General features: G+C 40.4%; 27 protein-coding genes. 13 read left to right on the forward strand and 14 right to left on the reverse strand.

The annotated features are described in order from the left end of the window. The first annotated feature begins 96 nt into the window (after positions 1-96). Positions 97-321 (forward strand): hypothetical protein, encoded by a 225-nt coding sequence (locus IHV11_RS19130; protein ID WP_153238266.1) that lies wholly within the window; start codon positions 97-99, stop codon positions 319-321. A gap of 129 nt (positions 322-450) precedes the next feature. On the opposite strand, the gene IHV11_RS19135 is transcribed toward IHV11_RS19130, so the two are convergent. The 3 genes from IHV11_RS19135 to IHV11_RS19145 are packed head-to-tail and all read right to left on the reverse strand — an operon-like array spanning position 451 to position 2640. Next, positions 451-1206 (reverse strand): SDR family NAD(P)-dependent oxidoreductase, encoded by a 756-nt coding sequence (locus IHV11_RS19135; protein ID WP_197195937.1) that lies wholly within the window; start codon positions 1204-1206, stop codon positions 451-453. After that, positions 1203-2324, reverse strand: coding sequence for an A/G-specific adenine glycosylase (gene mutY / locus IHV11_RS19140; protein ID WP_197195938.1), 1122 nt, complete (start codon positions 2322-2324; stop codon positions 1203-1205). The genes IHV11_RS19135 and mutY overlap by 4 nt, the downstream gene beginning before the upstream one ends. A 1-nt stretch (position 2325) precedes the next feature. Further along, entirely contained in the window at positions 2326-2640 is a 315-nt protein-coding gene (locus IHV11_RS19145) for a hypothetical protein (protein WP_197195939.1), read from the reverse strand. Between the two features lie 37 nt (positions 2641-2677). Here IHV11_RS19145 and IHV11_RS19150 point away from each other — a divergent pair, with 37 nt between their 5' ends. Next, on the forward strand, positions 2678-3679 hold the full coding sequence (locus tag IHV11_RS19150; protein WP_197195940.1) for a metal-dependent hydrolase: 1002 nt from the start codon (positions 2678-2680) through the stop codon (positions 3677-3679). Positions 3680-3692: 13 nt separating this feature from the next. On the opposite strand, the gene IHV11_RS19155 is transcribed toward IHV11_RS19150, so the two are convergent. Then, the gene (locus tag IHV11_RS19155) at positions 3693-3959 is read right to left on the reverse strand and encodes a YfhJ family protein (protein ID WP_144703885.1); all 267 of its coding nucleotides are present in this window, start codon (positions 3957-3959) and stop codon (positions 3693-3695) included. 100 nt (positions 3960-4059) lie between these two features. Between IHV11_RS19155 and sspK the strand changes: the two genes are divergently transcribed. Then, positions 4060-4215, forward strand: coding sequence for a small, acid-soluble spore protein K (sspK, locus tag IHV11_RS19160; RefSeq protein WP_066242730.1), 156 nt, complete (start codon positions 4060-4062; stop codon positions 4213-4215). A gap of 30 nt (positions 4216-4245) precedes the next feature. Then, entirely contained in the window at positions 4246-4422 is a 177-nt protein-coding gene (locus IHV11_RS19165; RefSeq protein WP_370568716.1) for a YpzG family protein, read from the forward strand. Positions 4423-4655: 233 nt separating this feature from the next. On the opposite strand, the gene IHV11_RS19170 is transcribed toward IHV11_RS19165, so the two are convergent. Beyond that, complete coding sequence (locus IHV11_RS19170; protein WP_197195941.1) at positions 4656-4961, reverse strand: YfhH family protein; 306 nt, start codon at positions 4959-4961, stop codon at positions 4656-4658. 58 nt (positions 4962-5019) lie between these two features. Between IHV11_RS19170 and IHV11_RS19175 the strand changes: the two genes are divergently transcribed. Next, positions 5020-5700: an SDR family NAD(P)-dependent oxidoreductase gene (locus tag IHV11_RS19175; protein ID WP_370568717.1), complete on the forward strand. Its 681-nt coding sequence runs from the start codon at positions 5020-5022 to the stop codon at positions 5698-5700. On the opposite strand, the gene recX is transcribed toward IHV11_RS19175, so the two are convergent. From recX to IHV11_RS19190, 3 genes are all read right to left on the reverse strand, one after another. Beyond that, positions 5687-6502: a recombination regulator RecX gene (recX, locus tag IHV11_RS19180; RefSeq protein WP_197195943.1), complete on the reverse strand. Its 816-nt coding sequence runs from the start codon at positions 6500-6502 to the stop codon at positions 5687-5689. The genes IHV11_RS19175 and recX overlap by 14 nt on opposite strands. A gap of 403 nt (positions 6503-6905) precedes the next feature. Beyond that, a complete protein-coding gene (locus IHV11_RS21550; RefSeq protein WP_197195944.1) occupies positions 6906-7112 on the reverse strand; it encodes a YbdD/YjiX family protein in 207 nt (68 codons plus the stop codon). Then, positions 7109-9211, reverse strand: coding sequence for a carbon starvation CstA family protein (locus IHV11_RS19190; RefSeq protein WP_197195945.1), 2103 nt, complete (start codon positions 9209-9211; stop codon positions 7109-7111). The genes IHV11_RS21550 and IHV11_RS19190 overlap by 4 nt, the downstream gene beginning before the upstream one ends. Before the next feature lie 103 nt (positions 9212-9314). On the opposite strand from IHV11_RS19190, the gene IHV11_RS19195 reads away from it, so the two are divergent. The 5 genes from IHV11_RS19195 to IHV11_RS19215 all read left to right on the forward strand — a co-directional run bounded on the left by IHV11_RS19195 (position 9315) and on the right by IHV11_RS19215 (position 12757). Further along, a complete protein-coding gene (locus IHV11_RS19195; protein ID WP_231620413.1) occupies positions 9315-10208 on the forward strand; it encodes a TIGR01777 family oxidoreductase in 894 nt (297 codons plus the stop codon). 30 nt (positions 10209-10238) lie between these two features. Further along, the gene (locus IHV11_RS19200; protein WP_197195946.1) at positions 10239-11369 is read left to right on the forward strand and encodes an amidohydrolase; all 1131 of its coding nucleotides are present in this window, start codon (positions 10239-10241) and stop codon (positions 11367-11369) included. 254 nt (positions 11370-11623) lie between these two features. Then, positions 11624-12190: a GNAT family N-acetyltransferase gene (locus IHV11_RS19205; RefSeq protein WP_197195947.1), complete on the forward strand. Its 567-nt coding sequence runs from the start codon at positions 11624-11626 to the stop codon at positions 12188-12190. An 88-nt stretch (positions 12191-12278) separates the two neighbouring features. Further along, positions 12279-12416: a hypothetical protein gene (locus IHV11_RS19210; RefSeq protein WP_197134020.1), complete on the forward strand. Its 138-nt coding sequence runs from the start codon at positions 12279-12281 to the stop codon at positions 12414-12416. Between the two features lie 176 nt (positions 12417-12592). Beyond that, positions 12593-12757 (forward strand): YfhD family protein, encoded by a 165-nt coding sequence (locus tag IHV11_RS19215; RefSeq protein WP_197134017.1) that lies wholly within the window; start codon positions 12593-12595, stop codon positions 12755-12757. Positions 12758-12989: 232 nt separating this feature from the next. On the opposite strand, the gene IHV11_RS19220 is transcribed toward IHV11_RS19215, so the two are convergent. Together IHV11_RS19220 and rlmD are read right to left on the reverse strand one after the other, a co-directional pair. After that, complete coding sequence (locus IHV11_RS19220) at positions 12990-13553, reverse strand: maltose acetyltransferase domain-containing protein (protein WP_197195948.1); 564 nt, start codon at positions 13551-13553, stop codon at positions 12990-12992. A gap of 27 nt (positions 13554-13580) precedes the next feature. After that, on the reverse strand, positions 13581-14972 hold the full coding sequence (rlmD, locus tag IHV11_RS19225; protein WP_370568718.1) for a 23S rRNA (uracil(1939)-C(5))-methyltransferase RlmD: 1392 nt from the start codon (positions 14970-14972) through the stop codon (positions 13581-13583). Between the two features lie 246 nt (positions 14973-15218). Here rlmD and IHV11_RS19230 point away from each other — a divergent pair, with 246 nt between their 5' ends. Next, on the forward strand, positions 15219-17651 hold the full coding sequence (locus tag IHV11_RS19230) for a carbohydrate binding domain-containing protein (protein WP_370568719.1): 2433 nt from the start codon (positions 15219-15221) through the stop codon (positions 17649-17651). 107 nt (positions 17652-17758) lie between these two features. Here IHV11_RS19230 and pdaA read toward each other — a convergent pair whose 3' ends face one another. The 3 genes from pdaA to IHV11_RS19245 form a co-directional block, all read right to left on the reverse strand. Beyond that, positions 17759-18574, reverse strand: a complete 816-nt coding sequence (gene pdaA, locus IHV11_RS19235; protein WP_197195949.1) for a delta-lactam-biosynthetic de-N-acetylase — start codon at positions 18572-18574, stop codon at positions 17759-17761. Between the two features lie 355 nt (positions 18575-18929). After that, positions 18930-20477 (reverse strand): fumarate hydratase, encoded by a 1548-nt coding sequence (locus IHV11_RS19240; protein WP_144703919.1) that lies wholly within the window; start codon positions 20475-20477, stop codon positions 18930-18932. Between the two features lie 107 nt (positions 20478-20584). Next, on the reverse strand, positions 20585-20776 hold the full coding sequence (locus IHV11_RS19245; protein WP_066243343.1) for an SE1561 family protein: 192 nt from the start codon (positions 20774-20776) through the stop codon (positions 20585-20587). Between the two features lie 134 nt (positions 20777-20910). Here IHV11_RS19245 and yfkAB point away from each other — a divergent pair, with 134 nt between their 5' ends. Together yfkAB and IHV11_RS19255 are read left to right on the forward strand one after the other, a co-directional pair. Beyond that, the gene (gene yfkAB, locus IHV11_RS19250; RefSeq protein ID WP_197195969.1) at positions 20911-22029 is read left to right on the forward strand and encodes a radical SAM/CxCxxxxC motif protein YfkAB; all 1119 of its coding nucleotides are present in this window, start codon (positions 20911-20913) and stop codon (positions 22027-22029) included. A gap of 111 nt (positions 22030-22140) precedes the next feature. Continuing rightward, on the forward strand, positions 22141-22458 hold the full coding sequence (locus tag IHV11_RS19255) for a winged helix-turn-helix transcriptional regulator (protein ID WP_066243338.1): 318 nt from the start codon (positions 22141-22143) through the stop codon (positions 22456-22458). Positions 22459-22700: 242 nt separating this feature from the next. Here the strand turns inward: IHV11_RS19255 and IHV11_RS19260 are convergent, their stop codons facing one another. Continuing rightward, the gene (locus IHV11_RS19260) at positions 22701-23546 is read right to left on the reverse strand and encodes a YfkD famly protein (RefSeq protein ID WP_197195950.1); all 846 of its coding nucleotides are present in this window, start codon (positions 23544-23546) and stop codon (positions 22701-22703) included. Positions 23547-23608: the final 62 nt, after the last annotated feature.

Raw genomic sequence — 23608 nt, forward strand, 5'->3', positions numbered from 1 at the left:
AGCACTTTTTTTATTAGATTTTTCCAGTATTAAAACATTGAGATATAGGGGATAAATGAATGAATAAACAATTCTTGAAAAAAGGAGGGACAACTCATGTATGTAGGAAGAGATATGACGGAATTGAGTATGACGAGTAAGACCGATTGGAAGGATGCGGAACTCGCATATTTTCACCACTCTTTGCAGCAGGTGGCTCCTTATTTAAACGAAGAAGGAACTAGCATGCACCGCGAGATCATTAAAGAGATTGAAGCAAGAGGCGGAATGAAACGAGATGAAGCCGATTGGACGCATGGGACTGAGGTTAAATACGATTGATATCCTGATTGACTTAAAATCGCTCATAAACCTTGGGAATCGCTCGTCCAGCAAGCCTACCAGCTGCTGGACGAGCACAAACAAACAAGCCCCTGCACACTGCAGGGGCTTGTTTTTCCTTCATATCCTTTAAAAATTACTATAAGACTGTCCGCCATCCACGTTCAGCGTACTTCCAACGACCCATGATGACTTTTTGGAAGCTAAAAACACTACAACGTTGGCTACTTCTGCTACCGTCCCAAATCGGCCAGCAGAAATATGTTCCTCTACAAACGAATTGATTTTGTCTGGATCTTGTTCCAATCTTTTTTTCCAATTTCCTGTTTCATGCAAGATCGATCCAGGGGCGACACCATTTACTCGAATCCCCTTCTTGATCATCTCATCACCAAATGACTTTGTGAAAGAAATCATGGCTGCCTTACTTGCATTGTACGTAGGCTTACCACCAGATTCCCGGCCAAAAATAGATGAAATATTAATAATAGCTCCACCGTCTGATTTCCCGCTCATTATCGCTGCCGCTCTTTTACTCAGATCAACTGCTGAAAGAAAATTCAGATGCATGGCTTCTTCAAACTGCTCGATGCTTGTCTCCATAACAGAAGATCCATTGCTTCCACCTGCATTGTTAACCAAAACATCTATCGTTCCAAACTTTGTAACGAACTCATTCATCACTTCTTCACGATCATCGGCATTCGTTACATCACCTTGAAAAATTTCGATCCCGTCTGTTTGAGCAGCTTTCAAATCAGCCAAGTTACGACCGACGATTCCTACTTTTGCACCTTCTTCTAAAAAGGCATGAGCAATACCTTGACCGATCCCTTTAGATCCACCTGTAACAAGCACAACTTTTCCTTCAAGATCTAAGTTCATACAATTAATGCCTCCTTTACAAGCCGAATGATTTTTTGATGAGAGACAGGAAATGGATATGTGTCAAGCTCGTTTACACTGACCCATTTCCAATCCGCCGGCAGCTGTTCTAGATTATCTTCATTTTCGATTTTCCCCTGCCATATTTGAATTTCCCATTTCAAGTGAGAAAAAACATGCTCAATGTATCCTGCTTTATTGTCTACAATTGCTTCCAAATTTGTCTGTTCTTGCACATATCCAGCCAATGCGTCTACCTCTGCATCTTTGTGCTCCCCAACATACTCGGTGTTCGGAAATTCCCACATGTTAGCAAGCAAGCCTTCTGATGGTCTTTTGTGAATAAGAATTTTTCTATTACTATTCACTAGCACACCTGCAGTCATCTTAGCTGTTCTTACTTTTGTTTTTCCTAACTTTACAGGAAGTTCAGCTTGTCTTCCACTCTCAAACCCTTTGCATAATTCTCGCATCGGACATAATAAGCAAGCTGGTGATTTGGGTGTACAAATCAATGCTCCTAGCTCCATTAATGCTTGATTAAAAGAAGACGGATCTTCATGTGAGATCATTTCCCTCACTGCTTTTTCAAAGAGTATACGCGTTTTTGGTTTACTGATGTCTTCTTCAATCAATAGAATTCGTGATAAAACACGCATAACATTACCATCAACGGCAGGTTCTGGAATACCGTACGCAATACTTAGCACCGCGCCTGCTGTATATGGGCCAACTCCCTTTAATCCAGCGATCTCTTTTGGCGTATTTGGCACTTTTCCCCCATAAGATTCGCATACTTCTCTTACTGCGGTTTGTAAGTTTCGAACTCGGGAATAATAACCTAGACCCTCCCATGCTTTTAAGACTTTTTCTTCATCCGCATAAGCGAGGTCCTGAAGCGTTGGGAACAGTTGAGTAAAACGTTCGAAATAAGGAATAACCGTATCTACTCTTGTTTGCTGAAGCATAATCTCAGAGACCCAAACACGATAGGGGTCTTGATTTTCTCTCCAAGGCAATGTTCGTTTGTTCTCGTTATACCAAGTTAACAAATGGTCTTGAAATTGTTTCACATATGAATCATTGAGGGAAAATATACTATTACTTGTTGTGTTCAATTTACAGATCTTCCTTTGTATTAAGCTTTTCAAACGCCCAGCAATGGACTTTTTCAAGTCCTCCTGTTACACATTCATTAAGTAATGAAAAAACAGGATGCTGAAGTGTAGTTCGATTTTTTTTAATCGTATCATATGATTCTTGATCATTAACTTGGAAACATTCAACATATAGTGAAGGCTGATCTGCTGCCCTATACCATTGAATATCAGAAGCTCCAAAAGCTTTAAGTTCTTGAATCACAGAAACCATTTGAGACTCATAATATTGAATGGAATCCGGACTTACTTTATACTCCATAAAAACCGTTAACATATTATTTCACTCCATTCCTACATAGGAGGTGATCGCCTTGGATACAGGCACACATATTGTAATGGGGCTCGGGTTAGGTGGATTAGCGATGCTGGACCCTGCAATTGCAAATGATCCAGTGACCTCCCAAGCCATTCTTGCTGGGACACTAATCGGTTCCCAAGCACCAGACTTTGACACAGTACTTAAACTTAAAAATAATGCGGTATACATCCGCAATCATAGAGGGCTTACACATTCATTGCCTGCTCTTGTGATCTGGCCGCTGCTTTTATTTGGGGCTATCTCGTTATTTGTTCCTGAAGCTGATAACGGAAAACTATTGTTATGGACAGCGATCGCAGTTTTCCTTCATGTATTCGTTGATATCTTTAATGCTTACGGCACACAGGCACTGTACCCTGTTTCAAAGAAATGGATCGCACTAGGTGTCATCAGTATCTTTGATCCCTTTATCTTTTTCTTGCATATAGGAGGTTTGTTGCTCTGGTATGTTGGTGTTGATCCAGGATACACGTTCCTATCGGTATATATCATACTCGTCGTTTATTACATCATTCGAATAATGTCCAGGCAGCGAGTAAATAAGATTGTGCTCAAAAAGATTCCAGAAGCTGAAGAGATTTATGCTAGCCCTACGATTCGTTGGGGACAATACCATCTTGCCATTAAATCGAAGCATGAATTCTTTGTAGCCGGTTTGAAAAATGGAAAAGTTACGGTTTGGGATACGTTTGATCGCCTAGCTGTTCCAAAAACGAAATTGATCGATGCAGCGAAAAAAGATAAAAATATATCTGCCTTTCTTTCCTTTTCTCCTGTACACAGGTGGGAAGTCGAGAAAAACGATCACGGGCACCTCGTTCAATTTATTGATCTTCGATATAGAAGTAAAGGACACTATCCTTTTGTCGCGATGGTACAGTTAGATGAGAACTTGAACATCATTACTTCTTTTACAGGCTGGGTTTATTCTGAAGACCGCTTAAAAAAGAAGATGGAATTCTCTCCACTCGACCTCATCAACAATAATGAATAGGAAGAAGACGGGCTTATTGAATAGGCCCGTCTTTTTTTACAAATCGCTGAAATTTAGGATTGTTTGAAAAATACTCATGAAGCTTATGGCCATATGAAGTAATCAATTGGGTTACCATCTTCTCAGTAACCTCTTGTCCTTCATACTCCCATCCCGCTTTCGCTCGAGTAGACTCAAAATCTTCCCATAATCCTTCCACCCATTCCCTAGCTTCTTGATTTGTAAGGGCTGGGTTCTTTTTTTGCAGTAGTTTCGCCAATCTGTCAAAACGCTCTTCCATTATTCTCCCTCCTTATCCAATTTTTAAAGAAACCCCCGTCACATAAAGGGTTCTCTCACGTTTCATACTAGTTGAGAACCGATAACAAGGAGGTAATCACATGCGTAACAAATCAAAAAACTTCCCTAATCGGATCTCCTTCTCAGGTGAGCCGAGATCAAAAGAAGAATTCTCTTCTAAACGGCCAGATGGATCCATTCGTGACCATCCGCAGGAACGAATGTTTTTATCCAATCAACACCGAGATGATCAGTAACTCTTGCGGTTATGAATTTCATTCTGGGGGGTGAATCAGTTGAACAAGAAAGACTACTTCTCATCAACGCGATTTAACGGCAAATATTCTGACCCCTTTCACTCACCGCGTGCCAATTCGAAGCATGCGTACAATCAAGTGAACGGGGAAACCCAGCAAGCATTAAATAACTATGTGCTTGAAATTCAAACACGTAAGCGTTCATAGTGACGAATAAAGGAGCGGTCCTGTACCGCTTCTTTATTTTGTTCACGGTGTTTTAAGTGGTTGATCTCCGTTACAGGTGCTCGCTTTCCGGGGGGCGTGCGGTGAGCCACCTCGTCGCCTTGCGACCTTAGGTGTCTCACCTGTCCCGCTGATCCCCCAGGAGTCTCGCACCTTACACTCCAATCAACAGCAAAAAAGCTTTGAACAAAAAACAAAGAAAAGAGCCTGCAAAATTATTCAAGAACTGAAATCGGCAACGCTTCGAGTGCACTTTGTTTATTTTTGTAACCCCAGGCAAAAATACCATTTAGGTACAGCACAGAAAAAGTCGAACCCGGGTCCCCTTGAATTCCGTACTCTTTTCCGCTTTCGATCTTTGACGGGTCCATCAGATAGCATTTACCCATCGCGATCTTGCGTTCATAAACAGCGTACTCACTTACCATACCCATTTGTTCTGCTTTTTGTGCTTTTGCTCGAAGGGAAGCAATTTCGCCTTTAATTTCAACTTCTGTCATCTCGCTGAATCTTTTTTCCATTTGATTACTTCCTTTCTTTTCTGTACCCTATATATGCTTAAGAACTAACTACATAGGAGTGATAATTTTGAGTAAGACTGTCATTATTACGGGCGGCGGTTCAGGCTTAGGACTCGCACTAGCCCGCGAATATAATAAAACGTACAACGTATATCTCGTTGGTCGTAATGAGAAAAAATTAGAACAAGCTGTTCAATCATTCACTCACAGCGAAAACAAGGTATCGTATAAAGTTTGTGATGTAACCAATTACGAACAAACCGAATCCATATTGCAATCCATCTTTCAAAGTGAGAACGTTCACTTGTTGATCAATAATGCAGGTATGGGAGTTTTCGAGCCTCTTGAAAAGTTATCTAAAACAAATATTACAGGAATGCTTGAAACGAATGTTTATGGCACGATTTTCCCAACGAAGATTGCTTTCCCGTTATTTAAAAAACAGGGCTTTGGCAAGGTCATGAACATCATTTCCACTGCAGGCTTACGCGGAAAGGTAAATGAATCCGTCTATTGTGCTTCTAAGTTTGCCGTTAGAGGATTTACAGAGAGCATCGTAAAGGAATGGGACGGATCGAATATCTATCCCACAGCCGTCTATATGGGCGGAATGGATACGCCATTCTGGGATGAATCCACTCATATTGCAGATCGCTCACGTTTAAAGTCTCCAGAGCAAGTTGCGTCACTAATCGTAGAACAGGACGACAACCGACCTGAAATCTTTATAGATCGTTAATTTCATCCCCGTTAAGCAGTTCTGAAATCACTTCGGAATTGAAGCCTTTGCTGTAAAGGAATTTCTTCATGCGCGACTCGTATTCAAACCCACTGTACTTTTTGTATTTATGGTGAGCTTTGCGAGCATGCGCCAGCAAGGCTTCTTTTTCATCTTCAGCAGATTGACTGATCTTCGCTTCTTGAAATGCCATCTCAATAACATCCCACATATAGCCTTTTTGCTGAAGCTGCTGAGCAATCCTTTGCTTTTGTTCTTTCTCAGAACGTTTCTTTCCGCTTGAAAATTGTTTTTGAATAAACGCAATGCTAGCTTCTAGTTGCTCGTCATAACTGAACTGATCAAGTGCTTCTTCCGTGTGACGATCACTAATTCCTTTTTTTTTCAGCTCCTGCCGAATCATTCCGGGTCCTTTAAAGGATGTGTTCATACGGCTTCTTACGAGTGATTTTGCGAATGTTTGGTCATTCACAAAATCATACTCCGAAAGTTTTTGCAGAACGCGTTTGATTGTGGCTTCAGGAACTTCCTTCTTTTCTAGATATACCTCGATCTCATGAGCCGTTCGCATTCGAAAAGATAAATAGTGAAGAGCTTTATTAAAAGCTTTTCGATATTGATCTTCTTCAATGATGGATTCCCATTCTTCTTCATCGATCTCCATACCTTTTTGAAGTGAAAACTTTATTAAAACATCTGCGTCTACGCTAAACGCAAATTCTTCTTTTGGGCCTTTTTGTATAAAAATATTGAATCGTTCGTCGTTTTTTTTCTGAGCAGAAATCCTTGTTATAACAGCCATCTACCCACCTTCTTTCACCAATTAGTGTACCATATTTAATGAATTTCGTACTGTTTGAACAGTCTGCGAACCATTGATTTGTAACTATAAGAGAATGTTAACGAAACAAGCACTTTATCGTTGGATGAAGCAGAGGATATAAGCAGCATCGGTGGTTAGAGTTGATTTTCAAGTGTAGAAAGTTCAGTTACAGGTGCTTACGCAGCATTCTCAGGTGGAATTCCGTACATTACAGGTCATTAACCTCACTTTACCGGCGAACGCGTAATAAATAAAAGAACACGTACCGTAAAAAGCAGATTCCACACCAGAGGCTCATCTACTCATCAAATAAAAAAGCATCCTCTCGGTTTAGGAGAGAATGCTTTTTTGTGAAAGTGCAACCTGCACTTATGAAGGCTTATCAACAACGTTTTGCATTTGCGCCATATTTATTCTCGAGCAACTCTGCAAAAAACTCTTTTTCAGTAGGCGGTGTGCGCTCTGGATGATTTTCTTTTAGGTGCTTCACATATGCTTGATAATCAGGCAGATTTGAGATGCCCTTTCCGATATATAAAAGGATCTGGAAAATGTTTTTCACCCATTGCCAAGCGGCATGAAATGTCACGATACATCACCAAGCTTTGTTTGTACAAACGGCTCTTCTGATGTTTCTAAAGGCTTCTCGCTCTTGACCGCCTTGTACCAGATGCGCATCGCATCAATCAGCACTCCTAAAATAAGTAACATAAAAATCGCGGTTAAATAAGCGTTTAACGTATTGTTAAAGACCAGCTGTTTAGCAGCTTCCATGGAAGGTACAGTTGCAGGCAAATTGCCGCTCGCTATTGCTTCCTTCATCACTTCTGCTTGCTTCAAGAAACCAATTTTCGGAACATCAGAAAAAATCTTTTGCCAAGCAGCTGAGAACGTTACGATCATCAGCCAAGCAAGAGGAACTAATGTAACCCATACGAACTTCTTCTTGCCCATCTTCAAGATAACAGTTGTTGCCACGATAAGTGCGATGGCCGCTAACATTTGGTTAACGATACCGAACAATGGCCACAGTGTATTGATTCCGCCTAACGGATCAGTTACACCAACAACTAAGAAATAACCCCAGCCTGCAACGACTAACGCACTCGTGAAATATACAGCCGGCATAGAGTCTGTTTTTCGAAGCGGCTTATATATTTGTCCGAGAAGATCCTGCAACATAAACCTGCCTACCCGTGTACCTGCGTCTATGGTGGTTAGTATGAATACGGCTTCAAATAGTATCGCAAAATGGTACCAGAACGCCATCAATTGTGGCCCACCAATCACTTGCGAGAAAATTTGGGCGATACCTACTGCTAACGAAGGAGCACCGCCTGTACGAGAAAGAATAGATTCTTCATCGACATTTTTAGCGAGATCATTGATCTCATCTGCTGATACTGTGAATCCCCAAGAGGATATCGTGGTAGCAGCGGTCGCGACATCCGTTCCGATCGCAGCACCTGGTGAGTTGATCGCAAAGTAAATCCCTGGAGTTAATAGCGTTGCCGCTACCATCGCCATAATCGCAACAAATGATTCAGTTAACATTCCGGCGTAACCGATCATAGGAGCATGCTGCTCGTTCGCAATCAGTTTAGGAGATGTTCCTGAAGAGATCAGAGCATGGAAACCAGAGATGGCTCCGCACGCAATCGTAATGAACAAGAACGGAAAGAGGTTCCCTGCGAATACAGGCCCTGTTCCATCAATAAATTTAGTAAGTGCAGGCATCTGAATCTCAGGCATTACGATAAGAATACCGAGTGCCATCATTCCGATTACCCCTACTTTTAGAAACGTACTTAAATAGTCTCTTGGTGCAAGAAGCATCCAAACAGGTAGAACGGATGCAAGGAAGCCATAAACAATCAGCATCCAAGCTAAAGTCTCACCATCGAAAGTAAAAAGAGGTGCTAGTGTTGGTGAGTCCGCTACCCATTGGCCGCTGACCAAAGCAAATATTAACAATACAAAACCAATTATAGACGCTTCCCCTACTCTTCCCGGGCGTAAATATCGCATATAAACACCCATGAAAAGAGCGATTGGAATGGTCATGGCAATCGTATATGTACCCCATGGGCTGGACTTAAGTGCGTTAACAACTACTAGTGCAAGCACGGCAATTAAAATAACCATAATAGCAAAAACACCGATTAGCGCTAGCATTCCACCAACTGGCCCTATTTCTTCCTTTGCAATCTGACCGATTGATTTACCTCTACGTCTCATGGAAATAATTAAAATAACAAAGTCTTGTACAGCACCAGCAAGAACAGCTCCGACAATAATCCAGATGGTTCCTGGAAGATATCCCATCTGTGCCGCTAATGTTGGACCTACAAGGGGACCTGCACCTGCGATCGCTGCAAAATGGTGTCCATAAAGAACCCATTTGTTTGTTGGTACATAATCCTTCCCATCTGCATACCTTTCTGCAGGTGTTGCATTGTTTTTATTAAGGCTGAAGATTTTTGTAGCAATAAATCGTGCATAAAAGCGGTACGCAATAGCATACGTACACAATGAAGCAACAACAAACCAGATCGCGTTGATCTTCTCATCTCTTTGAAGCGCGATGATTGACAAGGCGATTCCACCAGCTAAAGCAATCCCAATCCATAAGAGCGCTTTCAAAAAGGGGTTCTTCTTTTTTGCTTGCACATTTCTATGGAGCTCCATAAGCCTTCTTTCCTCCTTAATAGGGTAATATAATATGTACAAGATGAATTATATCAAATATTCATAATTTTTAAATAAATAAATTGGAAAGAGGTGGATTACCTTGAAAAGAATCTTAGTAACCGGAGGCACTGGCTTTGTAGGGGGATTTCTAACCAAGCACCTTACAGCGCTTGGAAATGAAGTCTATATTCTGACAAGAAAAGATAAACAGTCAGAGAAAAAAGGCGTTCAATATGTGCAATGGATGGGAAGCAATGAACCTGACCTGCCTCCGATCGATGCCGTTGTTAACCTTGCTGGAGAATCTATAAATGGCAGATGGACCGATGAAAAGAAAAAATCGATTTTAAACAGCCGCTTAAAGGTGACAGAAGAATTATTAAAGCTTGTTAAGAAGATGCCTCAAAAGCCTTCTGTTTGGGTTAACGCTTCTGCCATAGGCTATTATGGTACTTCTGAAACCGAAGTGTTCACAGAGAGATCCTCAAAGCATGGCTCTGACTTTTTAGCTGAAGTCGTAAAAGCCTGGGAAACAAAAGCATCAGCAGCAGAATCCCTTGGTATCAGAACGGTTTTCACACGGTTCGGCCTCGTACTAGGTAAAGACGGTGGAGTACTTCCCCAGCTAAGCCTTCCCTATCGATTCTTTGCAGGGGGTACGGTTGGTTCAGGTGAGCAGTGGGTTTCATGGGTGCACGTGGAAGATGTAGCAAAACTCATTACAGAAGCGATAGAGAATGAACAATATTCAGGACATGTAAATGTTACTTCCCCACATCCTGTTAAGATGAAAGAATTTGGTCAAGTAACAGCTGACGTTATGCATCGCCCACACTGGCTCCCGGCACCATCTATAGCTTTTAAAATCATGTTTGGAGAGATGAGTATGTTGATTCTCAAGGGACAGCACGTCCTTCCTGAAAAAGCGGGAAACTTAGGCTATACGTTTACATATCCTCACTTAAAGGGGGCTTTACATGATTTGTTACAATGATAATAAAAATAATTTATCAGGTGACACATTATGAAAACATTAATCCAAAAAGCAAAAGTATATCCGATTACGAGCAGCGAACTTCAGCAAGGAGATGTTCTAGTAGAAAACGGCAAAATCTCAGCTGTCGAAGCACACATAGAACCGTCAGCTGACATGGAGATCATCCAAGCTGAAAACCTGCATCTTCTTCCAGGATTCATTGATGTTCATACTCATTTAGGTTTGTATGATGAAGGAACAGGCTGGGCTGGAAATGATGCTAACGAGACGCACGAGGTGCTCACACCTCACATCCGTGCGATCGACGGCTGCCACCCTCTAGACATCGCCTTTAAAGATGCTGTTCGTTTTGGAGTAACTACTGCTCACATCATGCCCGGAAGTGCAAATGTTATTGGTGGAACAACCTCTGTTATCAAAACGCATGGTCATGACATTAGAAAGATGATTATTAAGGAAACAGCAGGACTTAAAATCGCGTTGGGTGAAAATCCAAAACGTATTCATAGTGGACGTCATAATGATTCCATCACCCGTATGGGAATTATGGGCATGCTTCGTGAAGCCTTCTATCAAGCAAAAGATTCAGCGTATCAAGATAATTTGCGTGTTGCACCGATCGCAGCTGCTTTAAACCGTGAGATTCCTGTTCGCATTCATGCTCACCGTGCAGATGATATACTTTCGGCTATCCGTTTTGCGGAGGAATTCAACTTAGATTTTCGTATTGAACACTGTACAGAAGGCCACCTTATTGCAGACTCATTTAAAGACTTGAACTTGAAAGTAAGCGTTGGTCCTACTCTGACACGAAAGTCCAAAATCGAACTGAAGAACAAATCATGGGAAACGTACCGTATACTATCTGAAAATAATGTTGATGTTTCCATTACGACCGATCACCCTTACATCCCTATACAGTATTTAAACGTTTGTGCGGCAATTGCTGTAAGGGAAGGTTTGAGTGAAAAAAAGGCGCTTGAAGGGATCACCATCGCTCCTGCCAGAAATCTTGGAATAGATGATCAAGTAGGCAGTATCGAGCCAGGAAAAGATGCAGATTTATCCCTTTGGACCGAGCATCCGTTCCACTTTTCTGCTACCCCTGTTATGACCATGATTGACGGTGAAATAATTTACAAAAAATCTACAAAATAACTATTTTCTTTTTTGAAAAAATGTCTTATGATACAAATAGAGCAACATGCGGATTAAGTGAATCCGGAACATTTTAAAAGTCGCTCAAGAGTCAAATACAACATTATTTTCATAAATTAAATATTGAAGCAAGGGAAGGCAATTGGTGCGCCACCAGCTATGACTGGTCCTAGTGGGTTCGATTCCCACCCCGAATTAATTTTTATTCTTAATTCGAGGGTGGGGGATACTTCTGCCCTCTAGGAGGGATTAAATTGTTGAAAAAGCGTGATTTATCAGAGAGTCATGTTCTTTACAATTTAATGGTGCACCCAGACGTCTTCCCTTTTGTGCGTCAAAAAGCGGCTTCATTCGAAGAATTTCTATTTCTAACGAAGCAAACGATCGAGGAAGAGGACCAAGGAAACATTATTTCCAGAACGATTTTGGATGAGTGGCATAATCCAATCGGCACCATTAATTTATTTGATGTCCAAGATGGTTATGGCTTTCTTGGCACCTGGATTGGTCAGCCTTACTTCGGAAAAGGGTACAATTCTTTAGCAAAAGATGCTTTCTTTTCTGAATTGTTTTATGAAAAAGATATCCACACAATCTTTATGCGTATTCGTAAAGTAAATATTCGTTCACAAAAAGCAGCTGAAAAAATTCCTTATGTGACGTTAGCCAACGAAACAAGAAAAGATGTTTATAATCAGTTAAACCAAGGTCAGGATATCTATAACCTATATCAGATTGAAAAAGATAACTATCTCATGCACATGCTTCGTACGCAATCACAGCCTCTTGAAATTGTGGAAGAACAGTTAAAGGAAGCTTAATACAGGTAATGTGTACACTTACTCTGCGCATACTAATGAACATCACTCCTATTGAGTGGTGTTTATTTTTTTCTAAGGAGGTAAAGTTATGGAAAGCCGTAAACAACAAGCAAAAGAAAGAAACAACGATCTAACAAAAACACAAGAAATTCTATATAAAGAGGAATTAAAGTCTGCAGAATCAACGGCAGAGACACAAGAGATGACAAACGAAGATAATTCCTAAGTTTTTTTTCATAGGCACGTCCCGTGGAAAGCGAGCATCTGTAACGGATTTTCTAAAAGGATGATTCTTCCTATAATATTTAGCTGAAAAATGCACATTCTATAGTTGAGGACAAGTTCCTCAATTGCTTTTGTTTTACGTTTCAAACATCGTGATATCTTTAAGGAGGTATTTGTGTGGAAAAACGTAACCGAAAGTCCTCATTGCACAATAATGCTAAAGCTTCTCAAGCCAAAGGACTTGATGTCGAGTACTCAAGTGAATTGGCAGATCAAAACGATCTTGAAGCACAAGCACGTGCACAAGCCGCTGACCGACGCCAGAAAAAAAGTCGTCGCTAAGTGCAAAAAGACCTGCTGGGATAGCAGGTCTTTTTTTTAGTATAGAAATCCTTATGGTTTTAATATATTGTGGACAAAGTTATCCACAACACTGTTGATAATGTTGATATTTCAAATTAACATAATAGTTATTGTGTGCAAATTTGTGCAAATCACAATAGTTATGCACATTTTCTGTGGAAAAACATGTGGATAGTGTGTATATTTCTGAATTTTTTAAGCTTTAAATATATTATTTCATTTCAATCGTTTTAATGATTCTTGCTGGGTTACCCCCAACTACTACGTTTGCCGGTACATTTTTGGTGACTACAGCTCCAGAAGCTACAACCACATTATCTCCAATTTTTACACCCGGATTAATAATGACTCCCCCACCGAGCCAAACGTTATTTCCAATTTCAACAGGTTTTCCATACTCTACACCCGAATTTCTTTCACTAGGATCTAATGGATGTGTAGCCGCATAGACATGAACACCTGGTGCCAGCATACAATTATCTCCAAACCGAACTTCACACACATCTAAAATGGTACAGTCAAAGTTGGCATAAAAGTTTTCCCCAACATGAATGTTATAGCCATAATCACATTTAAAGTTCGGTTCTATTCCAACATTCTGACCGGTTGATCCGAATAATTTTTTTATTAAAGATGTACGCTTATCCATTTCCTCTTCCGTTGTTGCATTGTACTCTCGAGTCAGTCTTCTTGCTTGAATTCGTTCGTTTACAAGCTGCTCATCATCGGGACGATACATCTCGCCATCTATCATTTTCTCTTTTTCCGTTTTCACACAGCAGCATTCCCTTCGTGTCTTGACTTATTTCAGTACTAACGTACAAACAGCTTCAACTTGTGATGTTTGCGGAAACATATCCACAGGAGTAATTTGTTCTACTTTATAACCATTACTTATTAACATGTGGACATCTTTTGCTAATGTTGACGGATTACATGAAACGTAAATCATTTTTTTAGGTTTTGTTTTTATGATTGTATCTAAGAAAACAGGATCACACCCCGTTCTTGGTGGATCCACTACTACAACGTCGGGTTGCCAGCCTTCTTTAACCCATTTCGGGAGAAGTTTTTCTGCTTTTCCCGTTTCATAAAAAGCATTTTTGATGTGATGTTTGTCAGCATTTTTTCTAGCGTCCATGATGGATTCTTTAATAATATCCATCCCTCTCACTTCTTGGGCATCTTTTGCAAGCCACATGCCGATCGTACCTGACCCACAATATGCATCAACGACCTTTTCATTACCAGTAAGGTTCGCCTGCCTTTTTACCTCGTTATATAAGTTCACGGTTTGCTCAGGATTCAATTGAAAAAATGCACGCGCTGATAGCTCAAAACGAAGATCGCCAAGATGCTCAGTAATCGTATCTTTTCCGTAAATCTCATCCGTCTGATCACCAAATACAAGCGAAGTTTTCTCTTCGTTTACATTTTGAACAAGAGATGTCACTTGAGGCAGTCTTTTCTTGATCTCTTCAATAAAAAGTTCTTTTTTCGGCAGCTCATTGGTTGCAGTTACGATGACTAGCTGAATTTCATCTGTACGGAAAGCCGTCCTAACTACAATCGTACGAATGCTACCAGTTTGTTCTTTTTCGTCATATACAGGCAGGTTCAGATCTCTTATAATCTGTTTCACTTTATTCGTTACAATATTTGTATCTTCGTGTTGAACGAGACAATGATCAATGTTAATCAGCTTGTGTGAGTTACTGCTGTAAAGACCAGCAATGATAGTATCATCGATTTTACCCACCTGAAACTGAGACTTGTTGCGATAGGCCCAAGGCTCATCCATTCCAATTGTTTTTCTGACATTCAATTTATCCCTATGAATCTTTGTGTATCGCTCAAAAGCCTGCACAACAATATCTCGTTTTTCTTTTAGTTGCGCCGGATAGGACATATGCTGAATCTGACATCCCCCGCACGTCTCATAGATCGGGCAAGGTGGTGTTACTCTATCCTTTGACTTTTTAAATACTTTTTTAATCTTTGCTTCTGCTCGATTTGGAAAGACTTTTGTAATAATAACCGACATTTCTTCACCCGGAATCCCTCCAGGGACAAATACAACTTGTCGTTCATGAAATCCGATCCCTTCTCCATTGATACCTAATCGTTTAATGGATAAAGGAATTGTCTCACCAATCTTCATAATGGGATTATTTTGTTTAGTATTCTTCATCATATCTTCACTCGTTTCTTAGCTAAAAGTGGCTTTCCTTATTGTAGACGAAACTTGCTTGTTCTACCAACTTCAATCTCAATCAAAAAAGAGTTTATATAAAAATAATACTAAAGTCAGATTGTCTTGAATTTTTATAATCTCTATAATAGCCTTAACGAAAGCGCTTTCGTAAATAGCGCTTATCATTTTTTGTATTTTCGAAACCGCTTTCGTTTCAATATTTATAATAAAGGAGGATATTGCTCAGTGAAAAAAATCTATGCCTTTGCTCTCTCTGCTTTATTAATGATGCCTAGCGGGGGGACTGCCTCTGCAGATGACGATGTGGATAAAGAAGTACAAAAAAAGAAAGGGAAAGCGAAATGGTCTCTTACTTGGTCAGATGAATTTAACAAACCTCAAATTGACCCAAAAAAGTGGACGTATGATATCGGTAACTGGATAAAAGATGAAGATGGGAATCTCATTACACCAGGCTGGGGAAACAATGAAAAACAGTATTATACGAACTCAGATGAGAACTCATTTATCAAAAATGGTAAATTGATTATCCGTGCTAAAAAAGAGAGTACGACTGATGACTCAGGTACTTATGATTATACGTCTGCCAAATTAAAAACAAAGGGATTATTCAGTCAAACGTATGGCCGGTATGAGGTTCGCGCTAAATCTCCTACAGGTAAGGGATTGTGGCCAGCGGTTTGGATGTTACCCGAAAAGGATCGATATGGCGGATGGGCTGCATCAGGGGAAATAGACATCATGGAAGCTTGGGGAAGTAAACCTAATAAAGTAGCTGGCACGCTCCATTATGGGGAGACTTGGCCAAACAATCGGTATACAGGTAAAGAGTTTGAATTCCCTTTTAACGAAGGAATCAATACTTGGCACACATATGCCATCGAATGGGAACCTGGTGAGATCAGATGGTATGTAGACGGTGAACTGTATCAAATGCAAAATGAGTGGTATGCAAAAGGACCAAATAATCCGATCAAGTTTTCTTATCCAGCACCTTTTGATCAAAACTTTTATTTAATCATGAACCTAGCTGTTGGTGGTTGGTTTGATGGAGATCCTGATGAAACGACTACGTTCCCTCAACAGATGGAGATTGATTATGTTCGTGTATATGAGATGAAAAACCACGATTACCGAGATCCAGTGGAACCTACTCCAAAGCCTGTTGAACTGCCTGAAGATGCTAAACAACCTCTTGAAGATGGAAACCTGATTTATGACGGAAACTTTGAAAGACCTTTGACTCGCATCGATCAAAATGAAACACCATTCGATCCAACCTACTGGAACCTTGTTACCCTTCCTGACTTTGGTGGTGAAGCTTCTGCTGATAAAGAAATGATCGATAATAAGAATTTTGCAGTGATACTTCCACAAGTTCCTGGAGCATTTTCACATTCTGTTCAAGCGATCCAACTTCTTTCACTCGGCAAAAGCGGACGTTACAAAGTTAGTTTTGATGCAAAAGCAGCATCTGACCGACAAATGACTGTTAAAGTTGGCGGTGGCGCAGAGCGAGGTTGGGGTAAATACTCCAATGAAGAAAATATCAAATTAGGCACTGCACTTTCAAGTTATTCCTTTACCTTTGATATGCTTGCCGATACAGATCTTGCTGCTCGATTAGAATTCAATTTAGGGAACAACGGAAGCGTTCCTGTTTGGATCGGTAACGTGCGTGTAGAAGAAGTTACAAATGAGCCCATTGATGAGTCCGCCTCTAAGCCACCACTTCGCGATGGTAACCACATTTATAACGGAACATTCGATCAAGGCGCAATGGATCGATTAACGTATTGGAACTTTGTTTCCAAACACAAAAAAGATAGAGCTGTTGTTAGCGAGAAATCTCGTGAATTTCATGCTGATTTAAAGGGACACTCTACTAACAAAACAGATAAATACCTTGTTCAAAAAGGAATCCAATTGATCAAAGGAAATGATTACCTTTTAACTTTTAAAGGAAAAGCCGATAGAGCTCGATCCATTGCAATTGGTGTGTTAAATGAAAGCGGCAAACAGTTCTATGTAAAACCAGCTAAAGTAACTCTAAACAAAAAGAGTGATACGCACGAGGTAAGGTTTACGTATGAAGGAGAAACGTCAGATTATAATAGCCAGTTAATCTTTTACTTAGGCGGCAATCCTGCTGATGTTTACTTAGATGATATTGTTTTGAAAAAATTAACCAACATTCCTGATTACAACGATGTGGACATGAAACCATTAAAAAATGGAGATTTTCTTTCCGGCCTTTCATTTTGGAGCCCCTACATTCATTACGATGCTAACGCTGAAATTGTGAGTGAGGAAGGCAAAGCCATGATTAACATCAATTCTGAAGGAAATGAGCCATGGAGCGTTCTTTTAGAACAAGGCAATTTAAAATTAGTTGAGGGATTGAATTACGAACTACGTTTTTCGGTTTCCTCACAGATCGCTCGCAACATAGAGGTAACTTTAGAGAACGCACAGTACAAGCGTTATTTTGCTGAGAGCATTGAAATCGGAACTGAAAAAACCACCTATACGTACAAAATAACCCCTACTGATACAGATACGTTGTCTTTAAAGTTCCTTTTTGGAAAGAGTCTAGGATCACCACTAGGCGAACATGAGATCTATCTCGATGACGTGCAGCTATCTGTTTTAAAATAATCCTTGAACGCTTAAACCACTGTTTTCTCAAAAGCAAAGGTTTAAGCGTTTTTTGTATCCTTTTAGTACAAAAAGAAACACCTTCGCAAAGTATGCAAAAGTGTTTTTTAAGACTTAAACAATAATGGTGTTGGCACAGATTTCTTAAGCTGTAAGTCGTCTAAGCTTTTGAATGTGTAGCCACTTTTTTGAAGAGCTTCAATCGTGCGTTCGAGTGCATCTGCATTGTCTTTAGAAACTGTATGCAGAAGCATGATGCTACCTGGATGAATCTGCTTCATGATCTGATTGTATGAATATTGCCAACCACGCTGTTTATTGGTTTCCCAATCTAAAAAGGCAAGTGACCAGAACACATGTGTATAGCCTTCTTGTTTAGCAAGCATAATCGTTCTTTCGCTAAACACTCCTCTTGGAGGTCGAATATAGCTCATATCAGTTTTTCCGGTTATCTCCGTGTATCTGTGCTTTACTTTTTCAAGCTCGTTCTTCAAACGTGCATCAGACACTTGGGTAAGATCTGGATGGTAATAAGAGTGATTCCCAACAATATGCCCTTCTTCAGCCATTCGTTTAATTAGGTGAGGGTGAGTCTTCATAAATTGTCCGGTTACAAAAAAGGCTGCAGGTACTTTCTTTCTCTTCAAAACATCCAAAACGTTATCGGTATAACCGTTTTCGTATCCGTTATCAAAGGTTAAATAGATATCTTTTTTGGTCGGGTCCCCAATAAAAAGGCTATCGTATTTATGGACGAGCTCCATGTATCTTGCATCTGTAATCGGAGGCTTCTCTTCCCCTTTTTTCTCAAAGTACCATTCCAGTCTTTGATTGGATACGCCTCTTTGAGCATAAATAACATGCGATTGTGTAAAAAATATGATTGAAACCAATATTAGGCACAGGAGCCGATTGATTTTCATTAAACTTCCTCCTTCAAGCGACAACCTATACCTTTATTTTGGGTGTAATTGTAGAAAACCATGCTAGGGATATAAAGGAAACGAGTGTAATTTGTTGAAACCAAATATCCTGGCGTTTTGTATCCGATAGTTTATATGGTGAAACCTAAAGTTTTCTGCTACAATTCACAAATTTTGATGCTCAATCCTAAAGTTTTGTGCTTCAATCCACAAGTTTTAATGCCCAATCCTAAAGTTTTTGCGATTTATCCACGAGTCTACAAATATAGACATTTTTCGACACTCCCTATGCATATCATACGGTAAAAATAAAAAACCACAGTTCCATATCAGAACTGTGGCTCACACATTCATATTATTTAAATACGGGATCTTTAAACTGCTCCAACTTTTGTAGTGATGATTTCTCCACATGCTCATGTAGACTGTTTCCATGTGAATCCATCGTTACAACGGCTGTAAATCCATTAACGCGAATGTGCCACATCGCTTCTGGAACACCGAATTCCATCAGGTCAACACCTTCTACTTTCTCCATGCACTCTGCGTAATATTGTGCAGCACCGCCGATAGCGTTCAGATAAACACCACCATGTTCTTTAAGAGCTGCTAATGTTTTTGGACCCATTCCACCTTTACCAATAACTGCCCGGATTCCAAACTTTTTCATAATATCACCTTGGTAGGGTTCCTCACGAATACTTGTCGTTGGTCCTGCCGCTTTTACGACCCAATTTCCTTCAGCGTCTTTTGCCATTACTGGTCCGCAGTGATAGATGATCTGACCGTTCAGATCGATTGGAGCAGGATTATCCATTAAGTGTTTATGAATAGCATCTCGACCCGTATGCATCATGCCGTTGATCGTCACAACATCTCCGACTTTTAGCTCACGGATTTGCTCTTCGGTAATAGGAGCTTCAAGCGTGACGCTTCTCGTCTTTTCTTCCTGCTGTTCAACAGCAGCAGCTGCTTCCTCTTCAGCTTTAGTGAAGTCCACTTCTTCGCCTTCTGTATACAACCAATCTTGAATTTCTCCCGTTTCAGCGTTCAGTTTTACACCTAAACGACGGTATGCCCAGCAGTTATAAGCTACTGATACAAAGAAACTCGCTGGAATACGATTGATCACACCAACTTTACAGCCAAGTAATGTCGTTTCACCGCCAAAGCCCATCGTACCGATACCGAGCTTATTCGCGTTCTCCATCACATACTCTTCAAGTTTACGAAGATTTTCGTTCGGATTAACGTCATCTACCGAACGGAATAGCATCTCTTTAGCAAGCTCATACCCTGATGTACGGTCTCCCCCAATTCCAACACCGATAAAACCGGCACTGCAGCCTTGACCTTGAGCTTGATAGACGGAATGCATGATACATTTACGGATACCGTCTAAATCACGTCCCGCACGTCCTAAGCCTTCTAACTCAGCAGGAAGACTATATTGAATGTTTTTGTTCTCACACCCGCCGCCTTTTAAGATCAGACGAGCATCGATGTAATCTTCTTCCCATTGCTCGAACTTAATAACAGGCGTTCCGTCCCCTAAGTTGTCTCCACTGTTGTCTCCAGTGATCGAATCAACTGAGTTCGGACGAAGCTTCGTATCTTTTGTTGCATCCGCAATCGCTTGACGAATCGCTTTTTTCATCTTAATCTGGTTCGCTCCTACAGGAACTTTGATCTTAAAAGTAGGAAGTCCCGTATCCTGACAGATCGGTGAAACATTTTCATCAGCTTTTAAAATATTATCCGTAATCGTATCTAAAGACATCGCAGCACGTGTTCCGGCGTTTTCTTTTAGCTTAGCTGCAAGAATGGCACGGCGAACGTCTTTTGGCAATTTCGTTGATGTTTCAACAATCAGCTTGTACATGCTTTCTTGAAATTTCTCCATCTCTTCACTACCCCTTTGTGACTTGCTATTGTAAGCGTAATCAAATTATTAATGAGTTCATTATAACAAAAAAAACCGTCTCTTTAATAAAGAAACGGTTTTCGAGCTTATTTTTCTTCCCAATCGTGACGGAACTGTTTGCACTTTTCTTCTAAGTCGTCCAGCATTCCGATGATTCGGTCGATCTCTTCAATTCCAGCTGTTTCAGCATCTATAGAATCTAAAACATCAACTAATAAGTCAATACGATTTTTAATATATTCTTTTTGAGAGGATTTATCCTGAATAGAGTTACCCATGTTGATCTCTCCTTTCCATCCCTTCTACTTTAACAAGGTCAACCGATTTTGCCAACAGAATATTATCCTTTTTCTTTAATGAGGCTTCGGTTAAGATAGATACTGTCCATTTATGGTCGCAAAGGAGATGTATGATGGTGTTAAAAACCGAATTAAAAGCGATAACCCCAAAGAACGATCCGTGGGAAGCTTATTTAGATATGAGTGAACATAAAAAACTTCAGCTATCCAATATAGAAATTACGACAACCACATTGTGCAACATGCGTTGTGCACACTGCGCTGTCGGATACACGCTGCAAACAAAAGACCCTGAGCCTCTTCCACTTGACCTTGTCATCAAAAGACTCGATGAGATCCCTCAATTAAGAGCATTCAGTATTACTGGCGGTGAGCCGATGCTTTCCTTAAAATCAGTAAATAATTACGTTGTGCCACTTTTAAAATACGCAAGAGAACGTGGTGCACGCACTCAGATCAACTCAAATTTAACTTTAGATTTAGCACGCTACGAAAAAATTATTCCGTATTTGGATGTGCTTCACATTTCCCATAACTGGGGAACGGTGGAGGAATTTTCTGATACTGGTTTTGCGATGATGGAAAAGAAGCCTTCTGTTGAACAACGCCAAGCGTATTTCACCCGCTTAGTTGAAAACGCACAAGCTTTAACAAAAGCTGGTGTGATGGTATCTGCTGAAACGATGTTAAATAAGAAGACGTTGCCCTACTTGGAAGAGATACATAAACACGTTCTTGAGATGGGCTGTCAGCGTCATGAGATTCACCCTATGTACCCGAGCGATTTCGCGAGTACTTTGGAAACAATCTCTCTACATGAAATGCGTGAAAGTATTCATCATCTACTCAATATTCGTGATAAGAACACATGGATGCTATTCGGAACTCTTCCCTTCTATGCTTGCTCCCAAGACGAAGAGGACTTAAGGTTGATCAGAAGACTTCAAACAGAAGAAAATGTTACAGTGCGTAATGACCCTGATGGAAGATCGAGGTTAAACATCAACCTGTTTGATGGCAATATTATTGTTACAGACTTTGGGGATGCTCCTGCTCTCGGGAACATTAAAGACACGAGCTTGCTTGATGCTTATGAAGCATGGAACCAATCAGAACTTGCTAAAGAACTAGGCTGTCATTGCCCAGCTGTGCAATGTTTAGGACCGAACGTGCTTGTAAAGCATTCTTACTATCAAGAAGTTGATTTTAAAAATAATACCTCAAAGCTTTAAAGCGTTAAAAAGTTATAAACTTTACAAAAGTAAGTTTAAACCGTATAATAGGAGGCAAATATAGACTGTAGAAAAAGCATCGTTTTTTCATATAGATTGAGGTGAATGATAATGGATTATAGCACGATGTGTCCGAAGTACGAAGTAGCCATGGATATTATCGGCAAAAAATGGACAGGACTCATCATTCGCGTTTTGATGGATGGCCCTAAACGGTTTAAAGACATCAAGTCCCAGATTCCCGAAATGAGCGATCGTATGCTTACAGAACGGATGAAGGAATTAGAGTCTGTGGGAATTGTGAAACGTAACGTTTACCCAGAGACGCCTGTGCGAATTGAGTATTCACTGACGGATAAAGGTAATTCTTTAAAAACAATTATCAATGCCATTCAAGACTGGAGCGAACAATGGGTGGACCATTGTTAATTTTTTAATGCTGAGAGATGGTACTTTTAAACCGTCCTCTTCATTGACAGTTGATTGAAGTGAAAGGTGCGAGACTCCTACGGGACGAGCGGTCAGGTGGAGACTCCTAATGGCGCAAAGCGGCAGGAGGCTCACCGTTCGCCCCGTGGAAAGCGAGCACCTGTAGCGGAAATCAACTACTTTCAAAGTACAACAAAGGTGAAGAAAAAAGAAAGGACAGCTGATTAAGGAGCTGTCCTTTTTTACATATTGCTTGTATGAAAACTGAATGAGACGTGGTCTTGAACCGGAATCCAAGCACCAATTCCTTGCTGTGTAACGTTTTGAATGACGATCTCTCTCTTACCGCCTTTTAGAACGATATACACTTCTCCGTAAGTTACTCTTCCTCTTTCATTTACGGCTGGGACATAACTATTTAAATATCCTACCTGTTTTGGTGACACATGGTATACGTTTGATTTCTTTGTACCCGCACCAACAGCAGTTTGGAACGATAACGGCAGCTTCGATTTTTCTGCTGCTGTGATGAGCATCATCTTTTGAACGGCTTCACTATTAGGAATAGAAGCTGTCAGGCCACCACTCACTTTTTTATGAGCCGTTTGATTATAAGACAATTTCGCAACGGCTTTTGCACCCCTATTGTCTAAACGGTTCGTGTTAATCTGTTGATGTTCCCAGTTCACGGTCGTCTCTGTTGATTGATAAGACAGCGGCCATTGACCTAAGTAAATTTTTGCACGGTACCAGAAAGCTACTTTTGATCCATTGATCGTCGACTCATTCAATAATCGAATGAGATCCGGATTTGTGATTGGAACATCAGACGTTTTAAGCATTGCTTTTGCGAGCTTGCTCGGTTCTAAGTACGGAAGATCTTGTGCAGAGTTAGGATACGTGTTCTCTTTTGATATGCTAAGAACAGAACTCGGTACTTTTATATCTGCCTTTGGAGCAGCCTTTTCTATTTTTTCTGCTTGTTTTTGTTTTTGTTCTGGCTGTTGTTTTGTTTTTTCAGCTGCTAGCGCTGTATTGGATAACACAAAAAGCATGACAAATAACATAATAAAAATTCTCTTTTTCATAACATCCTCCTTTCCCCTATTTTTTTCTAACCCACAAAATTTATCCACGTTCCTTACTTTGT

The organism is Fictibacillus sp. 26RED30 (assembly GCF_015903845.1).
GTDB classification, from domain to species: Bacteria; Bacillota; Bacilli; order Bacillales; family Fictibacillaceae; genus Fictibacillus; species Fictibacillus phosphorivorans.